Source organism: Wenyingzhuangia gilva, from assembly GCF_030519655.1.
GTDB classification, from domain to species: Bacteria; Bacteroidota; Bacteroidia; order Flavobacteriales; family Flavobacteriaceae; genus Wenyingzhuangia; species Wenyingzhuangia gilva.
The window spans coordinates 571974-591738 of the sequence record NZ_JAUMIT010000001.1 but is presented as its reverse complement, the minus strand read 5'-3'; the positions used below and the strand labels follow the sequence as shown (position 1 = coordinate 591738).

Annotated in this window: 21 protein-coding genes; 8 read left to right on the top strand and 13 right to left on the bottom strand. The window is 31.4% G+C overall.

Annotation, left to right across the window (positions count from 1 at the left end; translation table 11 throughout):
- Nucleotides 1-75: 75 nt before the first annotated feature.
- The gene (locus QVZ41_RS02725; RefSeq protein ID WP_302883011.1) at nucleotides 76-942 is read left to right on the top strand and encodes a hypothetical protein; all 867 of its coding nucleotides are present in this window, start codon (nucleotides 76-78) and stop codon (nucleotides 940-942) included.
- Between the two features lie 29 nt (nucleotides 943-971).
- Nucleotides 972-2093: a hypothetical protein gene (locus tag QVZ41_RS02720; RefSeq protein WP_302883010.1), complete on the top strand. Its 1122-nt coding sequence runs from the start codon at nucleotides 972-974 to the stop codon at nucleotides 2091-2093.
- A gap of 64 nt (nucleotides 2094-2157) precedes the next feature.
- Here the strand turns inward: QVZ41_RS02720 and QVZ41_RS02715 are convergent, their stop codons facing one another.
- Nucleotides 2158-2367: a CDGSH iron-sulfur domain-containing protein gene (locus tag QVZ41_RS02715; protein WP_302883009.1), complete on the bottom strand. Its 210-nt coding sequence runs from the start codon at nucleotides 2365-2367 to the stop codon at nucleotides 2158-2160.
- Nucleotides 2368-2427: 60 nt separating this feature from the next.
- Complete coding sequence (locus tag QVZ41_RS02710; RefSeq protein WP_302883008.1) at nucleotides 2428-2649, bottom strand: CDGSH iron-sulfur domain-containing protein; 222 nt, start codon at nucleotides 2647-2649, stop codon at nucleotides 2428-2430.
- Between the two features lie 96 nt (nucleotides 2650-2745).
- Here QVZ41_RS02710 and QVZ41_RS02705 point away from each other — a divergent pair, with 96 nt between their 5' ends.
- Nucleotides 2746-3297, top strand: a complete 552-nt coding sequence (locus QVZ41_RS02705; RefSeq protein WP_302883007.1) for a YbhB/YbcL family Raf kinase inhibitor-like protein — start codon at nucleotides 2746-2748, stop codon at nucleotides 3295-3297.
- 78 nt (nucleotides 3298-3375) lie between these two features.
- Here QVZ41_RS02705 and QVZ41_RS02700 read toward each other — a convergent pair whose 3' ends face one another.
- The 4 genes from QVZ41_RS02700 to QVZ41_RS02685 form a co-directional block, all read right to left on the bottom strand.
- A complete protein-coding gene (locus tag QVZ41_RS02700; protein WP_302883006.1) occupies nucleotides 3376-4410 on the bottom strand; it encodes a hypothetical protein in 1035 nt (344 codons plus the stop codon).
- A 78-nt stretch (nucleotides 4411-4488) separates the two neighbouring features.
- A complete protein-coding gene (lpdA, locus tag QVZ41_RS02695; RefSeq protein WP_302883005.1) occupies nucleotides 4489-5892 on the bottom strand; it encodes a dihydrolipoyl dehydrogenase in 1404 nt (467 codons plus the stop codon).
- A gap of 112 nt (nucleotides 5893-6004) precedes the next feature.
- On the bottom strand, nucleotides 6005-6637 hold the full coding sequence (locus QVZ41_RS02690; protein WP_302883004.1) for a CPBP family glutamic-type intramembrane protease: 633 nt from the start codon (nucleotides 6635-6637) through the stop codon (nucleotides 6005-6007).
- A gap of 3 nt (nucleotides 6638-6640) precedes the next feature.
- A complete protein-coding gene (locus QVZ41_RS02685; RefSeq protein WP_302883003.1) occupies nucleotides 6641-7078 on the bottom strand; it encodes a DUF6146 family protein in 438 nt (145 codons plus the stop codon).
- A 126-nt stretch (nucleotides 7079-7204) separates the two neighbouring features.
- Between QVZ41_RS02685 and QVZ41_RS02680 the strand changes: the two genes are divergently transcribed.
- Nucleotides 7205-7741 (top strand): hypothetical protein, encoded by a 537-nt coding sequence (locus QVZ41_RS02680; RefSeq protein WP_302883002.1) that lies wholly within the window; start codon nucleotides 7205-7207, stop codon nucleotides 7739-7741.
- 72 nt (nucleotides 7742-7813) lie between these two features.
- Here QVZ41_RS02680 and QVZ41_RS02675 read toward each other — a convergent pair whose 3' ends face one another.
- The 6 genes from QVZ41_RS02675 to QVZ41_RS02650 all read right to left on the bottom strand — a co-directional run bounded on the left by QVZ41_RS02675 (nucleotide 7814) and on the right by QVZ41_RS02650 (nucleotide 15133).
- Complete coding sequence (locus QVZ41_RS02675; RefSeq protein WP_302883001.1) at nucleotides 7814-9850, bottom strand: M3 family metallopeptidase; 2037 nt, start codon at nucleotides 9848-9850, stop codon at nucleotides 7814-7816.
- 2 nt (nucleotides 9851-9852) lie between these two features.
- Nucleotides 9853-11082, bottom strand: a complete 1230-nt coding sequence (locus QVZ41_RS02670; protein WP_338140789.1) for a DUF58 domain-containing protein — start codon at nucleotides 11080-11082, stop codon at nucleotides 9853-9855.
- A gap of 136 nt (nucleotides 11083-11218) precedes the next feature.
- Complete coding sequence (locus QVZ41_RS02665) at nucleotides 11219-12193, bottom strand: AAA family ATPase (RefSeq protein WP_302882999.1); 975 nt, start codon at nucleotides 12191-12193, stop codon at nucleotides 11219-11221.
- On the bottom strand, nucleotides 12181-13461 hold the full coding sequence (locus QVZ41_RS02660) for a DUF4350 domain-containing protein (protein WP_302882998.1): 1281 nt from the start codon (nucleotides 13459-13461) through the stop codon (nucleotides 12181-12183). Before QVZ41_RS02660 ends, QVZ41_RS02665 begins: the two co-directional genes overlap by 13 nt.
- Nucleotides 13458-14156, bottom strand: a complete 699-nt coding sequence (locus tag QVZ41_RS02655; RefSeq protein WP_302882997.1) for a hypothetical protein — start codon at nucleotides 14154-14156, stop codon at nucleotides 13458-13460. The genes QVZ41_RS02660 and QVZ41_RS02655 overlap by 4 nt, the downstream gene beginning before the upstream one ends.
- Entirely contained in the window at nucleotides 14156-15133 is a 978-nt protein-coding gene (locus tag QVZ41_RS02650) for a stage II sporulation protein M (RefSeq protein WP_302882996.1), read from the bottom strand. Before QVZ41_RS02650 ends, QVZ41_RS02655 begins: the two co-directional genes overlap by 1 nt.
- 23 nt (nucleotides 15134-15156) lie before the next feature.
- Between QVZ41_RS02650 and QVZ41_RS02645 the strand changes: the two genes are divergently transcribed.
- On the top strand, nucleotides 15157-15909 hold the full coding sequence (locus tag QVZ41_RS02645) for an RDD family protein (protein ID WP_302882995.1): 753 nt from the start codon (nucleotides 15157-15159) through the stop codon (nucleotides 15907-15909).
- A gap of 49 nt (nucleotides 15910-15958) precedes the next feature.
- On the opposite strand, the gene QVZ41_RS02640 is transcribed toward QVZ41_RS02645, so the two are convergent.
- Nucleotides 15959-16318, bottom strand: coding sequence for a DUF805 domain-containing protein (locus tag QVZ41_RS02640; protein WP_302882994.1), 360 nt, complete (start codon nucleotides 16316-16318; stop codon nucleotides 15959-15961).
- Nucleotides 16319-16609: 291 nt separating this feature from the next.
- Here QVZ41_RS02640 and QVZ41_RS02635 point away from each other — a divergent pair, with 291 nt between their 5' ends.
- The 3 genes from QVZ41_RS02635 (at nucleotide 16610) to trpD (ending at nucleotide 19763) form a co-directional block, all read left to right on the top strand.
- Nucleotides 16610-18004, top strand: coding sequence for an anthranilate synthase component I family protein (locus QVZ41_RS02635; RefSeq protein WP_302882993.1), 1395 nt, complete (start codon nucleotides 16610-16612; stop codon nucleotides 18002-18004).
- Between the two features lie 97 nt (nucleotides 18005-18101).
- A complete protein-coding gene (locus QVZ41_RS02630; protein WP_302882992.1) occupies nucleotides 18102-18695 on the top strand; it encodes an anthranilate synthase component II in 594 nt (197 codons plus the stop codon).
- Between the two features lie 78 nt (nucleotides 18696-18773).
- Nucleotides 18774-19763, top strand: coding sequence for an anthranilate phosphoribosyltransferase (trpD, locus tag QVZ41_RS02625; protein WP_302882991.1), 990 nt, complete (start codon nucleotides 18774-18776; stop codon nucleotides 19761-19763).
- Nucleotides 19764-19765 lie beyond the last annotated feature (2 nt).

Sequence of the window (19765 nt, the reverse complement as noted above, 5' to 3'; positions counted from 1 at the left end):
TAGTTCAGTAAACATAATATGTTTTTGTTTGGGACTAGATGTAGTTTTGGTTAAAACTTAAACTTAATATCTAGAATGAAAAATTACATCATTGCAGCGAGTTTAATGCTTACTGCACTTTTTAGCTCTTGCTCTTCTGGTGATACTTCATTAACAGAAGAGTTAGAATTAACAACTGAACAAAAAGAATTTATATCCATTTTAAAATCTAATTATCCAACACAAAGTGTTTCTTTTAATACCAATACAGCTATATCGGGAGCACCATTCGTAGAGAATCAAAAAATAACTTTAACATTTTCTAGTTCTGGAATGTTATTCATAGATACTGATCCTGATAAAAATGATGGTGATGAAATAGAATTACCCGTTTTTACAATCAATGGAGATGAATATGTTTGGAAAGATACCAAAAACGATTTGTCTTATGCTTTATCTCTAAAAGCAGATAATTTTATCAATAAAATAAATGTTCTTAAAACATCAACCCACCTTCTTTATGCTTCACTAAAAGAAGTAATTGTAGGTGGTAACAATGGAGGAGATAAAACGGATTCATATTATTTTTTTGGAGATGATAAGATAGAGTGTACACCAATTTCACAAGGAAAACCTTTGGTTTCTACAGTTCATATTATTTCAAACCCATGTCAATCTAGTAGTGCCGCTTTAACATTTTATTTTGATTTGATGAAAGTTATCAATGCAGGTACTTATAATGTTTTAGCTTCTGAAGGAATTAATGTGGTTCCAGGGGTAGGAAAATTAACCATGGTGTTTTATAGTCATGATTCTAAGAATTGGTTTGCGCAATCAGGAACAGTTGAGGTTACTGTTAATGCTAGTGATTCCTCTAAAATAGATCTAAAGTTTAAAGATATAGTAATGAAAGCAGCAGATGGTTCAGAAACTACTTTTACGGGTCAAATTATAGGAGTTTAAAAATCTAATACAATTAAAATTTAAAAACAATGAAAAAAATTATATGCCTAGTTTTTGTGTTGATGTCAATGAATTTTTATGCACAACAGATTACGGAAGTAAAATTAAAAACGAAAGATTACAATCTTAAAAAAGCAAAAAAGCAAAATAAAATTTTCATCAACTCCTTTAGTGTCTATTTTGAAATTTATAAAGAAGTGGCAGATTCTAAACAAGGGTATAAAGGGACTAGAGGTAAGGTTACAGGAGATGCAAAGGTTAGGCTAGGTGTTGGTTTAAAAGGTGTTGATATTGATGCTGTTCAGGCCAAAACAGATTTGTTATACCAAGAAACGATTACAAAAATTAAGGAAAAAGGGTTTGAGTTAGTGGGGATTGAAGAAGCAAAAAAAATAGAGTTTTTTGAGGATTATTTAGTTGGAAAAGGACCTTTTATGATAGAGCAAGATCATTTACCGGGAGTCATACAAAGTGTTCCATCAGGATATTCTTTTATGTATAAAGATCCTAAAAAAACAGAGCTAGGAAAAGCAGTAAATAAGTTAACTAGTAAATTTAATTTTTCTCAGTACTCAGCAAAACAAAATATTTCTAAAGACCTAGGTGATGTGATGGTTATGGATATTAACATGTATGTAATGTTTACAGAGCAACCCAAAGGAGGTTTTAAATTACCAAGTAGTTTAGATAAAGTAGCAAAAGTTAAAATTGTTACAAATCTACGTTTGATAGACAATTATACAGTTGTAAAATCTGCCGATACAGAAAAAATGGGGTTATTGGGTAGTTTAGGTTCTAAAGGGGCTGCTGTGGCTACTGATGTAATATCAAGTGTAGATATTGTATATGGTAAAAATAAAATAGGAGGATCCCCATTGGCATCATATACAGGAGGTTTAAAAGATCCAGTGGAAATTTTAGGAGTTATGAAAAAGGATAAAATTAGCGCTTATCAAAGACAGCAAACAATATCACCTAGTTTAAATAGCAGTGCATATCAAAATATAGGAGGTATTAGTTTGGCAACCGTTGAAAATAGATTTTCTAAAAATGCTTCTTGGATAGAAGTTGATGGAGAGAAATATAGTGAAGGTTTGTATAATGTATGTCATGTATTTTTAGAAGAAAATATGAAAGAAATTTTTGATTAATGTTTGATTGATATGAAAAGGTAAGAGTAAAAAGCCTCACTAGAAATAGTGAGGCTTTTGTATTTTATCCGTTATGACTTCCGTCACAATAAGGTTTGTTATTACTGTTACCACAACCACAAAGTGCAACACCTCCATCTTTTTCAGCAGTAAAGAGAATTGGTTTTCCTCCTCCTTTGGTTGCATGAGCACTATCGCAAAATGGCATTACTTCTGAATGTCCACAAGTACAATATTTATAGGTTTTTCCTTTTTTTAGTTCTATTACAGGCATGTTTTATCTTTTTGGTTAAAGAATAAAATTAATTAGAATTCCCTTTAGATAGAATATAAATTAATGAGAACCATCGCAATAAGGAGCATTTTTAGTGCTACCACAAGTACACAAAAAAGCTTTTTCGTTTTCAGGAACTTTAAACAATAGAGGTTTGTATTCGGTTCCTTTATGGGTCCCATCACAATAAGGTTTGTCCTTGCTATTATTACATGTACAATAAGCATAAGCTTTGTTTTTAAGTAAATAACAAGCTCTAGGCGTTGGAATGGGTTTATTCATTACTAATTTTGGTTACAAATAATGTAAATTGGTATACAAATTTATGAGTATTGCTTTAAGCTTACTAACTTTATAGTAATTAAAAAATCAAATTATATGAAAGTTAAATTCTATCAATTGAGTGTTGTGTTGTTCTTTTTAGGAACCACTTTGTTTGCTCAAAAAACATTTACACTAACAAGTAAAACACTTGGAGGTGAAGCTACCATTACTGAAGAGTTTAATGGTTTTGGATGCACGGGTAAAAATGAATCACCACAATTATCTTGGACAAATGCTCCAGAAGAGACTAAAAGTTTTGCAGTAACCATGTATGATCCTGATGCTCCTACAGGAAGTGGATGGTGGCATTGGGTAGTTTTTGATATTCCTGCTGATGTAAACGAGTTGGTGAGCAATGCTGGGAATGTAGCCTTAAAACTAGCTCCTGAAAAAGCGATTCAAAGCGTTACAACCTTTGGAGTACCTGGTTACGGAGGTCCTTGTCCACCAGAAGGACATGGATTACATCAATACATTATTACGGTTCATGCTTTAAAAACAGATAAATTAGGTTTGGATGCGAATACCAATCCTGCAACCGTTGGTTATTATTTATGGAACAATACATTAGCCAAGGCAAGTATTGTAGCTTATTATAAAAGATAATTTTGTGTAAAAAAAATAAAAAATCCCTCTTGAAATTTTCAAGAGGGATTTTTTATGTTAATGAACACTTAGATGTCGTTATAATCCATAAGTCAGTACAACTCCAATGTTTAAGTTGTTTAAATTTAAAGCTTCAGATTTTTCTAGGTTAAAAGTATTCGTCTCTCTGCCATTATCAATAGTTAATTGAGAAATATTACTTGCAAAGTATCCTAAGTTTAAACCAATTTCACAAGAAGAATTAATATTTCTTAGATATCCAAAGTTGAAATCATATCCAATGTTTCCTCCAGTGGTTTTAATTTTTGTATTGATTCCAGATCTTTCATTGTACGATGCATACCCTACAGAATATTCAAAATAGAAATTATTTTTCTGTTTTTGTCCAAAACGAAAATCAGATCGACCTGATAAAGCAAAATAATTAACATTTGCATCAATACTAAGTGTTCCATTTTCAGTAGATCTTCCATCGTCAAAAGAAATGAATGCATTCCCTAACTCCCCACCATATTTCATGATTTTGTATTTTAAACCAAACCCTGAGTTTTTTATATTATTATAGTAGGCAGCAAAGGACATTCCATATCCGTTTTTTAATAGTTTAGAAACTTTTTGGTTAAATTCATTACTATTGTCTTCTTTTACTGTTCTATATAAGTAGCTAGCTTCATAAGTGAATAAAAATTTATTGTAAGAATTTTCTTTTTTTATTTTTTCAGCCAATGTAATATACTCTTGATTTGAAGAATCAATTTTTATGACATTTTCTCTTAAGAAATCAGCCGAAAATTGATGACAGGTAGATCCCCAAAAACTAGGTTTTATGTGTTTTGTTAAACCAATTAAATCTGCTCCATGTACTCTTGCAGAATCTTTAATAATATTAAGCATGGTTATGGAATCACAGTTTTTAGTAGCTCCTTTGTCTCCAATGATGATAGTTCCAATTTTTAAATCTCTAGAATTATTTCTATTCAAATAAATTTCAGGAGAAAGTACTTTAATAGAATCGTTAGATGTTAAACTAGCATAGTTTCTGGAAAAGTCACTTCTGATATAAGGACTACAAGAAGTGATGATGATTGAAATTAAAAAGATTAGCTTTTTCATAGTATTATTTTTTCTAGCAAAAATAAAAAGCACTTAGAATATCTAAGTGCTTTTTTTATGATTATTTGTGGTTTTATGTTAAGCGTGTATCGCCCTGTCAGCCGTAGCAGCCAAACAAGCTTCTTTAATAGCTTCGGTATATGTTGGATGTGCATGAGACATTCTAGAAACATCTTCAGCTGATGCTCTAAATTCCATAGCAACCACCGCTTCAGCAATCATATCTGCAGCACGAGCACCAATCATGTGAACTCCTAAAATTTCATCAGTAGTAGCATCAGCTAAAACTTTTACTACCCCATCAGTATCCATACTTGCTCTTGCTCTACCTAAAGCTCTCATATTAAAAGACCCCGATTTATAAGCAATACCTTCTTCTTTTAATTGTGCTTCGGTTTTACCAACAGCAGCAACTTCTGGCCAAGTATAAACAACTCCTGGAATTAAGTTATAGTTAATATGTGGTTTTTCACCAGCAATGATTTCAGCAACCATAGTTCCTTCTTCTTCTGCTTTGTGAGCCAGCATAGCACCTTTAACTACATCCCCAATAGCATAAATATTTTCGATGTTGGTTTGTAAATGCTCGTTGGTTTCTATTTGTCCTCTTTGAGTCGTTTTAATTCCAATATTGTTTAATCCTAATCCTTTTGTAAAAGGAACACGACCTACAGAAATTAAGGTATAATCTCCTTCAAAAACCACTTCTTCTCCTTTTTTGTTATCAGCAGTAACTTTTACACCATCACCAGTATTGGTTACAGAGGTTACTTTGTGACTTACGAAGAATTTAAGACCTTGTTTCTTTAAAGATTTTTGTAATTCTTTAGACAACATATCATCCATTCCTGGAACAATTTTAGGCATATATTCAATGACAGAAACTTCTGCTCCTAAACGCTTGTAAACTTGTCCTAATTCTAATCCAATCACCCCACCACCAATCACGATTAAGTGTTTAGGTACTTCTTTTAACTTTAAGGCTTCGGTAGAAGTAATTACTCTTTCTTTATCAATGTTGATAAAAGGTAAAGATCCTGGTTTAGATCCTGTGGCAATAATGGTTTTGGCAGATTCAATTTTTTCTACAGAACCATCATTTTTATGAATGTTAATGTGTGTAGTATCAAAAAACTCTCCACGACCTTCATAAACATCAATCTTATTTTTGTCCATTAAAAAATTGATTCCAGCAGAAGTTTGAGAAACAACTTCGGCTTTACGCTCAATCATTTTAGGAAAATCTAATGTGATGTTTTCTACACCAATTCCGTGTTTATCAAAATGAGACAAAGCATCATGATAATGATGAGATGAATCTAACAGTGCTTTAGAAGGAATACATCCTACATTTAAACAAGTACCACCCATAGTGCTGTACTTTTCAATAATAGCAGTTTTTAATCCTAATTGTGCGCAACGAATAGCTGCTACATATCCTCCTGGTCCAGAACCGATAACGGTTACATCGTACTTGTTCATGAAAGTGTTTTTTTCTTTATGTATAACAAAAGTAAATAAAAGCGAGCAAGTGTTTTAATCAAAAGACATCAAATAACGTTTTTTTACTTTTTGTTGATTTTTTTATACGTACTTATATAGGAAATCCTAACATTTTACCCATTCCTACTGTAAATAACCATCCACCGTAAATAAGATGTTCTACACTTACCCAAAAAATAGATTTTGTTTTTTGATAAGTATTTGCAAATAGCAATCCACCAATAAAGGTGATGATTAAAACCAAGGTACTTTGAAACATTAAATGTCCTAAAGAAAATACAAATGCATTTACCAAAAAGAAAGTGTTAGGAGATTTAAATAAATCTTTATAACGATGAAAATAGAGTACACGATAAACATATTCTTGTGGAATGACAGAAAATACAGTGTAAACAAAAATCATTTTTACCCATAGAACAGGTTGGGTTAAAATGGATATAAACAACAAGTCTTTGTTGGTAATAAGGATATAAATTAGAGAAGAAACAATTACCATTAACAATCTAAAACTAGTTGTTCTCCAAAAAGATGGAGGTTGCAGGAATTTTCTTTTGATAAATAACACTTTACGATCTAAATAACTAACATATAGCACATATGTAAAAACAAAGGGAACTGTGTAAAGTTTATAATTTAATGGAATGATAGAAATTGCTAAAAAAATAGGATACAAAATAAAAAACAAGATAAACTCTATACTGTTTTTAGGAAGTGTTTTTATCATAAATTACCAAGGAACAATGCCTCCCGTTAAGCGTTGACTATATTTTTGTTGAAAATAAATAAAATAATTATAGAGCAAATAATTGACTTCATAACCATATTTAATATTAGGGTCATAATCAATTCTCATGCCGTATAATTCTGATGAATACCTGCTAGGATTATTTACTCTAATATTCCATTCGGTAACATAAAGGTAATTTTTGTTTTCTAAATATTGTAATGAGTAAAAATTCCTTGGTTTGGCTCTTCCTAGCAACCACGAATTAAATCCAGCATCTATAATGATAACTTCATATTCTTCCTCTTCATTTACAATTTTAATGGTGTCTGTTTCTGTATGGATACTTTTATCAACCATATTTTTTTTCGCAGTACTACAGAAAGTAATGGAGCTAAAAATAATAATGGTTATAAGTATTTTTAAGAATAAAGATTTCATAGAAACAAGGTTTCTTTAAATTTACAAAAAAAGAGCTGATAACTAATTAATTAAAAATATTTTAACGCAACTAAATGGAGGTTATTACATCTTAGGGATATAAGAACTATACTACTCTAAAAAATTATGAAAAAAACGATTTATGTTATCAGTTTATTATTTGTCATTTGTTGTACACTCTCGTGTGAATCTGATGATTTGAATTATCAAAATGATTTTAAAAACAGTGAAAAAGCTTGGATTAGTTTTAAACAATCGTCTAATAATTCATATCAATATATTGTTACTGGTGGTTCGGTTTTTACTACTTATGGTTGGGAAACTACCATTACGGTGTATAACGGAGTCATTATAAAAAGACATTTTAAATATAACGCTGATCCAGAAAATATTCCTGAAGAGAATTTAGAATGGACAGAGAATGAAAATGAAATAAACAGTGAGGAGCATCAATATACAAGTGCAGCTACTGCTTTAACTTTAGATGAGGTTTATGATAAAGCAAAAAAAGAATGGTTAATCAAAAGAAAAGATGTTTCTATATATTTTGAGACTGAAAATAATGGATTGATCTCTACTTGTGGATATGTTCCAAAAAACTGTATGGATGATTGTTTTTATGGGATTACCATTAAAAGTATAGAGACTTTATCCGTTGATTAATGAGTAAGAAAATAAAAAAGGAGAGAAGTTTATTTAAACTTCTCTCCTTTTTTATAACAGTTAAGTTTTAAATTACAACAAACCAGCTCTTTTTAGCAAAGCATCTGGAGTAGGTTCATGTCCTCTAAATTGTTTGTATAATTCCATTGGTTTTTGAGTTCCTCCTTGGCTTAGTACAAAGTCTTTAAATTTTGTAGCTGTTTCTTTGTTAAATATTCCAGTTTCTTTAAAATATTCAAACGCATCGGCATCTAATACTTCTGCCCATTTATACGAATAATATCCAGCAGAATATCCACCTTGAAAAATGTGTGAGAAAGCTGTACTCATGCAATTTTCTGCAACATCAGGATACAATTGAGTACTCTTAAAAGCTTCCGTTTCAAATTCTTTCACGTCACAATTGTCATAACTATCCGGGCTGTGCCCGTGCCAAGCCATGTCTAAGAGACCAAAACTGATTTGTCTTAAAGTTTGAAGACCTTCTAAAAAGTTAGAAGCCTTTTTGATTTTCTGAATCAATTCATTTGGGATGATTTCACCAGTTTTATAATGTTTGGCAAATAACTCTAAAGCTTCTTGTTCAAAACACCAGTTTTCCATTACCTGACTAGGCAATTCCACAAAATCCCAAGAAACCGAAGTCCCCGATAAACTAGGGAAAGTAGTGTTGGCTAACATTCCGTGTAAAGCGTGTCCAAATTCATGGAACAAAGTGGTCACCTCGTTAAAGGTTAACAAGCTAGGTTTGGTAGCGGTAGGTTTGGTAAAGTTACAAACGATAGAAATATGAGGTCTAGAATTTTCACCGTCTAAAATCCATTGACTTTTATATCCTGTTTTCCAAGCTCCATTTCTTTTTCCAGGTCTAGGATGAAAATCGGCATAATAAACTGCAATAAAATCACCATTTCCGTTGGTCACTTTGTAGGTTTTAACGTCTTTGTGATATTTTTCAATATTGTTGACTTCTTCAAAATGCAAATCATATAAACGTTTGGCAATTTCAAAAGAACCGTTGATGACATTTTCTAATTGAAAATAAGGTTTTAAAATTTCCTCATCAAAGTCGAACAATTCTTGTTTTAACTTTTCGCTATAATAAGCACCATCCCATTTTTGTAATTCAGTAATTCCATCTTTTTTACGAGCAAATTCTTTTAATTGGTTAAATTGCTCTGTTGCTTTTGGTTTTGCTTTTTGAACAAAATCTTCTAAAAATTCTGTTACTTTATCAGCAGATTCTGCCATGCGTTCTTCCAAAACAAAATGTGCATGGGTTTTATATCCTAATAGTTGAGCACGTTTGGCACGTAGTTGTACTATTTTTAATACAATTTCTTCGTTGTTATTTTTGTTGTTTTGAAATCCTTTTTTACCCGCAGCAATAGACATTTCTTTACGAAGTTCTCTGTTGTCTGCATAAGTTAAAAACGGAATGCAGCTAGGGAAATCTAAAGTAAAAACCCAACCTTCTTTGTTTTTATCTTTGGCAGTTTGGGCAGCATCTTCAATAGCTCCTTCAGGCAATCCTTTTAAGTCAGCCTCATTGGTAATGTGTAACTCGTAGTTTTGAGTTTCAGCCAATACATTTTCTCCAAAAGTTAAAGATAGTTTTGATAATTCCGTATCAATTTTTCTTAATTCTTCTTTTTTATCATCGCTTAAATTAGCTCCGTTACGAGAAAAACCTTTGTACTTTTTTTCAAGTAACATCAATTCTTCAGGCGTTAAGTCTAAAGATTCTCGTTGATTGTAAACTTCTTTTACACGTTTAAATAGTTCTTCATTTAAACTCACGTCATTAGAAAAAGCAGTTAAAATAGGAGAAACCTCTTGTGCAATTTTTTGCATTTCATCATTGGTTTCTGCTGAATTTAAATTGAAGAAAATAGAAGAAATTCTACTCAATCTATGTCCAGAAAAGTCTAAGGCTTTAATGGTGTTTTCAAAAGTTGGGGTTTCTTTATTGTTGGTAATATCATCAATTTCCTGTCTAGCTTCTTTGATGGCTTGTTCAAAAGCAGGTTGATAATGCTCGTTTTTTATTTGTTCAAAAGGAGCAGTGTTATATGGAGTGTTAAATTCTTGTAATAATGGGTTGTTCATAATTATATTAAACCTTTTGATTTTATTTCTATATACTTATTAATGGCATCAATGGTTAAGTTTTTTGGAGTGGTTAAAATGGAATTTACTCCGTATTTGCTTAACTCTAAGACCATTTGTTCTTTGTCGTAAATAAATTTTTCGGCTACTGTTTTTTTAATAATTTCTTGTTCAGAATGGGTGCTTTTGTTGGCTAGTTCTACAATTTCACTATTCTTAAAAAAGATGACAATTAGCAAATGATTTTTATTGATGGCTCTAAGATAATTCATTTGTCTTTCTAGCGCATCCATGCTGTCAAAATTGGTATACAATAATAGTAAACTTCTTTGTTTGATGTTGTGTTTTACCGCACTGTACAAAACGCCAAAATCGGTTTCCTCAAAATTTGTTTTTACATTGTAAAGAGATTCAAGAATCATACCCATTTGGTGATTTCTTCTTTCAGCAGCCACATAGTCATTCACGTTTTTAGAAAAAGAAAACAATCCTACTTTGTCTTGTTTTTGAATGACCACATTACTCACAATTAAAGAAGCATTGATGGCATAATCTAACAAACTTAATCCATCGAAAGGCATTTTCATGGTTCTTCCTCTATCAATGAGCATGTAAACATTTTGAGCTTTCTCATCTACAAATTGATTCACCATCAATTGGTTTTTCTTAGCAGTGGCTTTCCAGTTGATGTCTCTAATATTGTCCCCTTGAACATATTCTTTAATTTGTTCAAACTCAAAAGAATTTCCAATTCTACGGACTCTTTTAATTCCGTAAGCGGAGGTCATGCTATTGATTGTTTTTAAATCGAACTGTTTTAGTTTTAAGAACGATGGATAGGTTTTTACCATTTTTTCATCTCCTAAAACATATCTTTTGGTCACAAGATTTAAAATCGAACGAACATAAATATTGGTGTTTCCAAAATGATATTCTCCTCTTTCTGTAGGTTTTAATTGATACGGAAATATTTTAGAGCTTTGTGCTTTTAGTTTTGCTTTGATGTTAAAATCTCTGATTTGAAATTGATCAGGAATTTCATCAATAATTTCTAAAAACACTTCTAGAGGATAATTGTTTTTAATTTCTAAAGTGATGTCATTATTATCTCCGTTAGAAAATTTTTCAGGTAAAATTCTCTTAGACTCAATCCCGTTTTTAAGTCTAAATACCACAAAAAGATCAAAACAAAAAACACCTGCAAAAATTGCAGTGAACAATAGGGTTAACACAAATAATTCTTTGATAAAAAAGCTTAAGACAAACAAAAATATATGACCAAACAAAATGTAAAAAAACAAATTGTTGATGTACACACTTTGGTATGCTTTTTTAAAAGGAGTAAAGATGTTTGTTTTTGGCATATCCTTAACTAGGAATTTCGGTAGATTGAATACTGTCGTTAATAATTTGTGCTGCTGTAATTCCTTCCATTTCTCTTTCAGGCGTTACAATTACTCTGTGTTGCAATACAGGAATGGCTACTTGTTTAATATCTTCAGGCGTTACAAAATCTCTTCCGTTAATAGCGGCAAACGCTTTTGATGCTTTTAGCAAGGCAATAGAAGCTCTTGGCGAGGCTCCTAAATATAAAAAAGAATTGCTACGGGTGCTCACCACAATGTCGGCAATGTATTTAATTAAATTAGGTTCAACAATTACTTGTTTTGCCAATTGCTGATAAGCCAATATTTGTTCTTTGGTAATGCTTGCTGTTATAAAATCTAATTTAGGTTGTGTAGCCAAATGTTCTCGGTTGATGATCTCTACTTCATCCATTAAATTTGGATAATCTACAGTAATTTTAAATAGAAAACGGTCTAATTGCGCTTCGGGTAATCTATAAGTTCCTTCTTGATCTACTGGGTTTTGAGTAGCCACCACCATGTAGGGAGAGTCTAAACTAAACTGATGTCCATCAATGGTAATTTGTTGTTCTTCCATTACCTCAAACAAGGCAGCTTGGGTTTTGGCAGGAGCCCTGTTAATTTCATCAATTAAAATAAGGTTTGAGAAAATAGGTCCTTTTTTAAATTCAAATTCTGATTTTTTTAAATCAAAAATAGAAGTTCCCAATACATCCGAAGGCATTAAATCTGGTGTAAACTGAATTCTTTGATAGTCAATAGATAAACTTTTAGCTAACAACTTTGCAGTAACCGTTTTGGCAACTCCTGGCACTCCTTCTATCAACACATGACCTTCGCATAACAAAGCAGTTAATAATAAATTAACCATGTTTTTCTGTCCAACAATTACTTTAGATATTTCTTTTTTTATGGTGTTAATTCCTTCGTGTAACTCGGTTAAATCTATACGGTTTGTAAACTCTAATTCTTCCATGTGTTTGTATTTTTATTAAAATCTTCTATTTCTTTATTCAGCTTTTTTAAAAGGGTAATTGAGGAGGTTTCTCTGACTTTAAGAGCATTCACAAAACGAATTAATTCTTTTGTTTTCTTAAGGTCATATCCCGATTTTAAACTCAATTGAGCGACCAATTTTGGATTGGTGTTGTCTGTTACAATATTATAGGCATTCCTAATGTTTTTGTAAAAAATATTGATTTTATGATGAATGATGGGTTGAAAATTATCGGCCTCTTCATAAAGAATCGCAATGGTTTCTACAAAATCTATACTGGTGTTTCTCACCTTTGGAATGATAGGAATAATTCTTTGTTTTCTTTTGGCGTTAATCAGCAAGAACATCCCTATGGCGATGATTAAAAGAATCCAAGCAGCATATAATTCCTTTTGACTTTTGATAAATCTTAAAGGAGAATTGGTAAGCGCATCATTTGTTTTAAAATTACTTTCAAAATAAATGGTGTTTTTACTAGGTTCAATAGTTACAAAGTCATTTGTTTTATAAGCCTCTAAATCACTGGAGATTTTAGTAGGAATGGTAGATAATACTTTGTTGATGTATTGGGTGTTAATAGCATTTAACAAGTGATAATTGGTAAATATTTCGGGTTGTGTATGTAAATAAAATAGACCTCTTTTATATTTTACTTCTATAAAATTGGTTTTGTTAGTGGCAATACTGTCTTTTTTAGTTGTAAAAGAAACTTTTCCTAAAGATTTAACATTACTACTGTCTTTAAAATATCCTTGCTGAAACTTAAATTTATTGTCATACTTTAAAAAAGCTTCACTTTTATTGATGGTAACTTTTAAACTATCTACCATCAATAAATTTTTGCTGTCATAGTTCTTACGAATTCCTAAAGTATCTAACAACGATTTAGAAAAACGATTTGCACTAATAAACGCCATGTTCCCTTTCCCAATAAATTCTAACAAGTTTTCTTCTGAACTAGGGTCGGGTTGGTATTGTTCATCAATGTTGATATAAGTACTGTTAGCGGTTAAACCTATAAAAGGTTTTTCCTGATAATACTCGTAAAAAGTATTTTTAATAGTCACAATTTTTTCCTCCTTAAAAATATCATTTAGTTGATCGTGAAATATTTTTAAATCAAAAGGACTGGTTTCTTTTTCGTTGTAAGTAGGGGTCCAGACTACTTTTTTGGGCGTAATGCTATCAATAATAGCTATGATCACAACAATTACAATCCCAAGAATAATAAATCCTTTCTTTTTCATGATTTGATGTTGTTTAATAGTTCTTTATAAATAGTTTCTACTTTATCATAAGCCGTTTTGTCTATGATAAATTCCCCATACCAAATGTAATTGTAGTAATAAGAAATGCTTTTAAATGTTTTGTGGTAAGGCGTGTCTTCTGTTTCTAATTGATAATCGGCATTTGTTTTTAGGTTACTCAATTCAATAATTTCTTTTTCTGCAAATTTTTGAAGCACCCAAAAATATCCATATTTCACTGCCAAACGATAATCTTCTTGTTGGGTAGCCTTTTTAATCAATTCCTCAAAATTGGCCATTTCAATAATTTCTACTTCGTTTTGGTAGGTTAAATTGTTTTGTGATTTGTTTTTTCTAAAAATCCATGCTCCTTCTTTATAAAAAAACATCCTAGCAATAATATAAATAGCAGCACCCGCAATTAGAGCATAAAAGCCAAGTTTGGTGTAATAAATACCTTTGTTAGTAATACCAAAGTTTTTTAAAAAATTATAGATTAATTGATTTAACCATAATTTAAAAGATTCCATAAAAGTAGGCTCACTATTGTATACGTAATCTTTAGAAGTATATGCTTCTTTAAAATTTTCGGGAATAGCTCTTTGTACTTTCTGAATAGTATCATTTGCTGCTAAAAGCATATTACTGAGTAGTAACATTACAATCGCAAAAATATTTTTTAAGTTTTTTGCCATCATACCAAAGAAGAATCAGAAGTTATTTTAGCCACTACTTTGTGTGGATAAATTAAAAAATAATAAGAAATTAGACTCAATGTGCTAAGAATAATAAAAAAGGCAAGTACTGTGGGCATATCATTTCCGTATCTTGATACAAATCCTTCTAAAAATCCGGCTGCAATGGTAAAAGGAAAAGTAGCAATCATCATTTTAATGCCGTCTCTCATCCCTCTTTTAAAAGAATCTAACCTTTTAAAAGTTTTCGGAAAAATAATACTGGCACCTAACATCAATCCAATAGCTCCTTCCATCACAATGGCAAAAATTTCCATGGCACCATGAATCCAAATTCCTTTTACACTTTGTAATAAAACCCCGTGTTTGGCAAAAAAGTATTGAAAAGACCCTAACATAATACCATTGTACAACATTACATAAGCAGTACCAATACCACCGGTAATTCCAAAGACAAATGCTTTTAAGCCCACGTATAAATTGTTAAAAGTGATGCCTATAAAACTTCCCCAATTAGATCCTGATTTATAAACCGCTGTAGGGTTTCCTTCTTTGATGTTTTCTAAAGTTTGATTGACATAACCATCAGACAAAATAAGTCTAACAAAGCTGTCATCATAAATAGCAGAAATCAATCCAATTCCTACCGAAACACCAAAGATGATAAATGAGTAATAAATGTATTTTTTGTAGTGATAAAAAAGCAAAGGAACATCTAGTAAAAAAAACTGTAAGACTCTGTTTTTTTCCTCCTTTTTAGATTTGTAAATTTTTTGGAAGGCCAAAATAGTCAAGTGATTTAAGTACACCACCAACTTGCTTTTTTTGTAATAAGTTTGAGCAAAAGCTAAGTCGTTAATTAAGTGTAAGTAAAGTTTTGATAACTCTTCTGGATACGATATGTTTTTTTCTTTGATTGCGCTTTCAAACTGCAACCATTTTTCCTTATTTTGTTTGATAAATGCAATCTCTCTCATAGTAAAACAAATAACCTGATAAAATGGCAGAAATACAAATAACCACTACGCAAAATGTAAACTTAGATTTTAAGTCTGCAGAGCTCAATCATCGTATGCTGGCATGGTTTATAGATTTTTTAATAAAAGGGGCTTATATATCAATATTAGCCTATATTTTATTTGGTCTTTTAGATCTTTTGAAAAGTTTTCAAGAGTTAGATACTTGGTCTATGATGGCGGTTGTAATTGTTTTAGGAATACCAGTTATTTTTTATACACTGGTCATGGAGTCTTTTTTTGACGGACAAACTGTAGGAAAGAAAGTGATGAAACTTAAAGTTTTAAAAATTGATGGTTATCAAACTGGATTTATAGATTTTTTTATCAGATGGATCATGCGTATTGTTGACTTAAATATGTTTTCAGGAATTATTGCTTTGGTGTTTATAGGGAGTTCTAAAAAAGCACAACGTTTGGGAGGAATGGCATCGGGAACGGCTGTGGTGAGTTTAAGAAATAAAGTAAATATAAGTCACACTATTTTAGATGAAACCATCTCAACTAATAACTATCAACCTACTTATCCTTCAGTAGTAAGATTGTCGGACAATGATGTAAGAATTATCAAAGAAAATTATTTAAGAGCAAAAGCAAAAAAAGATCATGATTTGTTATTAAAACTTAGAGAAAAAATAGTAGTAGTCATGAATAAAGAACCACTACCAGAACAAACTACGGAACAGTTTTTAGATACGGTGATTAAAGATTATAATTATTACACTCAGAATATGTAATGAATAAAAAAGCCTCTTTAAATTTAAAGAGGCTTTTTTATTTTAAGTTTTATGCTTGTGCAGTTCCAATTTCGTCTAATTCATCAGTAGGGTTTTTGGGGTCAGAACCGTATTCGTTTGGTCCTTCTTCTCCGTTTGTGCAAAGTAAGATAAGGTTGTAAATTGGAATTAAAATATACCATCCAGATTTTCCAACATCATGCATTCTTCTAACACCAACAGCAATACTAGGAACCATAACGGCCAATGAATAAATGGAGCTTAAAAAGATGAAGTTTATTTGTAAACCAATAAACATTAAAGTGTAGCTAGCAATCGCATTAAAAAGAATAAACATCCAATATTCTTTTCTTCTTGCTCTTCCGTTAAAGTCTGCGTACTGTTTTAATACTTTTAAATACCAATTCATTTTTTTATTGTTTTAAATTTTGGTTAAAATATTAAAAATCTATTAAAAAGAGCTTGTTACAGGTTGTTTTAATAACTTTTTTCTTTTTAAAAACACTCAAAATATTTAGAACTCAAATAATTTGGTTTATTAAAAATGAATGTTAAATTTGTGTCAATGAAATTAGATAGAAAAAATACTTGGTGGTGGTACACTCTTAATTAATTAAGCGTGAGTATCAATGTGTATTTTAAAAAAATAAATATATAAAGGCTTATCTCACGATAAGCCTTTTTTTATAGTTTATAACGTATGAAAAAATTACAGTTTAAGACCGTTATTAAAGAACAAATGGCCGATACAGTTACCCCTGTGTCGCTTTATTTAAGATTTAGAGATCGTTTTGCAAACACCGTTTTGCTAGAAGGTTCTGATTATCATTCAAAAGAAGATAGTTATTCTTTTATGGCTATAGATCCTTTGGTAAATATCAAAGTAGAAAAAGAGGCTTTAAATTTAGTGTATAGAGGAGAGTTGTTAACCAGTGCTCCTTTACAAAGAAATTTTCACGAAGTTTTTCAATATTACAGTGATTTAATTCAAACAGATTGTGATGATGCTCACAAAGCCTATAACGGTTTGTATGGATATTCTACTTATGATGCTGTTCAATATTTTGAAAATATTAAATTAAATGCTAAACCAGCAGCATCTGCCATTCCGTTTTTACAATATAGTTTTTACAGATATGTAATTGCCATCAATCATTTTAACGATGAAATGGTTGTGATAGAAAATGTGCCAGAAGGAGAGGAATCTAATATTGATGAAATTATTTCAATTATTAACAATCCAACCTATCAAACTCAAAGTTTTTCTTATGATGCAGATAGTGAAACATCAAGCTGTACAGATGAAGAATTTAAGGAATATGTAAGAAAAGGAAAAGCTCATTGTAAACGAGGAGATGTTTTTCAAATAGTATTGTCTAGACAATTTCAACAAAAATATCAAGGAGACGATTTTAACTTGTATAGAGCGTTACGTTCTATCAACCCATCTCCATATTTATTCTATTTTGATTATGGTAGTTTCCGTTTGATGGGTTCATCACCTGAAGCACAAATTAAAGTACAAAAAGGTGTGGCAACCATCAATCCAATTGCAGGAACGTTCAGAAGAACAGGAAACGCAAGAGAAGATCATTTGTTAGGAGAAAAATTATCAAACGATAAAAAAGAAACTGCAGAACACGTGATGTTGGTAGATTTAGCTCGTAATGATTTAAGTAAACATGCTAACAATGTAACGGTTGAGGTTTTTAAAGAAGTACAATATTTTAGTCATGTAATTCATTTAGTGTCTACTGTAGAAGGAAAAATCAAAGGAAATCCTTTAAAAATTGTAGGAGATACTTTTCCTGCAGGAACTTTAAGTGGAGCTCCAAAATACAAAGCCATGCAGTTAATTGATACTTACGAAGCGCAAGCAAGAGGTTTTTACGGAGGAGCAGTAGGGGTGATTGGTTTGTCTGGAGAGGTAAATTTAGCCATTGCCATTAGATCTTTTGTAAGTAAAAATAACACCTTGTATTATCAAGCAGGAGCAGGAATTGTTACAGATTCTACAGAAGAAGGAGAATTACAAGAAGTAAACAACAAGTTAGCGGCATTAAAGAAAGCTTTGGTGTTGGCAGAGAAAATATAAATTTAGTATCTGGTAACAGGTAGCAAGTATCAAGATATAGCTTATGCTTAAAAAAAGATACTAGATACCCTATACTAGATACCTGATACTAAGAGATATGAAAATATTAATATTAGATAACTACGATTCTTTTACTTATAACTTGGTTCATATGGTAGAAGAGATTACAGGAGAAACACCAGATGTTTTTAGAAATGATGAAATTCCGCTAGAAGTAGTGGGAGATTATGATTTAATTATGTTGTCTCCTGGGCCAGGAGTTCCTGATGAAGCGGGAATTTTGAAGGAAGTGATTGCTGAATATGCAGGAAAGAGACCTATTTTTGGGGTGTGTTTAGGTTTGCAAGCCATAACAGAAGTTTTTGGTGGAAAAATCATCAACATGGACAATGTTTTTCATGGTGTAGCTACAGAAATGAAAGTGGTGGATGATGATGCTTTAATTTTTAAGAACATACCAACTTTCTTTACAGCAGCTCGTTATCATTCTTGGATTGCTGATGGAGAAACCATGCCAAAAGAATTAAAAATTACTTGTTTAGATGAAGATGGTGGAGTGATGGCTATTCAGCATGAAAAGTATAACATTAGTGCGGTACAATTTCATCCAGAGTCTATCTTAACACCAGATGGTGAGGCAATGGTGAGAGAATTTATTGAGAACGCACAAAAAGAAATTAGTAAGAAGTAGTTAATAATTCTAGAGATTAAGACAAAATCTAATATACTAGTTCTAGTTACCTGCTGTTAGAGATCCAATACTAAAAAAATGAAGAAAATATTAGCGAGATTATTTGAGTACGAACATTTAACTCAACAAGAAGCCAAAGAAGTTTTTATACAAATAGCCAACGGAGGATGTAACCATTCTCAAATAGCATCATTTGTAACGGTTTTTTTGATGAGACCTATCACGGTAGCAGAACTTTCAGGGTTTAGAGAAGCTTTGTTAGAGTTGGCTTTAAAAATCAATTTATCAGACTTTAATACCATTGATTTGTGTGGAACAGGAGGAGATGGTAAGAACACGTTTAATATTTCAACCTTAACTTCTTTTGTGGTTGCAGGAACGGGACATAAAGTCGCTAAGCATGGTAATTACGGAGTGTCTTCGGCATCGGGTTCTTCAAATATGTTAGAACATTTAGGGTACAAGTTCACCAATAATGAGAGTATTTTAAAAAATCAAATAGACAAGGCCAATATTTGTTTTTTACATGCACCACTTTTTCATCCAGCTATGGCAGCCGTTGGGCCTGTTAGAAAAGAGTTAGGAATGAAAACTTTTTTTAACATGTTAGGACCTTTGGTAAATCCAAGTATGCCTCAAAACCAAATGGTGGGAGTGTTTAATTTGTATGTAGGTAGATTGTATAAAGAGGTGTTGAGCAAAACTTCTGATAATTTTGCGGTGGTTCATGCTCTAGACGGATATGATGAAATTTCTCTAACAGGAAATTTTAAAATGTACACCAAAGAGAAAGAACAAATTATTAAACCTCATGAAATTGGAATGGAGGTCATCAAACCTTCTGATATTTTTGGTGGAAATAGTGTTCCTGAGGCCGCCCAAATATTCACCTCTATTTTAGATGGAAAAGGAACTGAAGCACAAAATAATGTAGTGTTAACCAATGCTGCCTATGCTTTAATGACTTTTGATCATAGCAAGTCGTTTAAAGAATCTTTTGCAAAAGCCAAAGAAAGTTTAGTTTCAGGAAAAGCAAAACAGAGTTTAAAAACATTAATAGAGTTATAAAA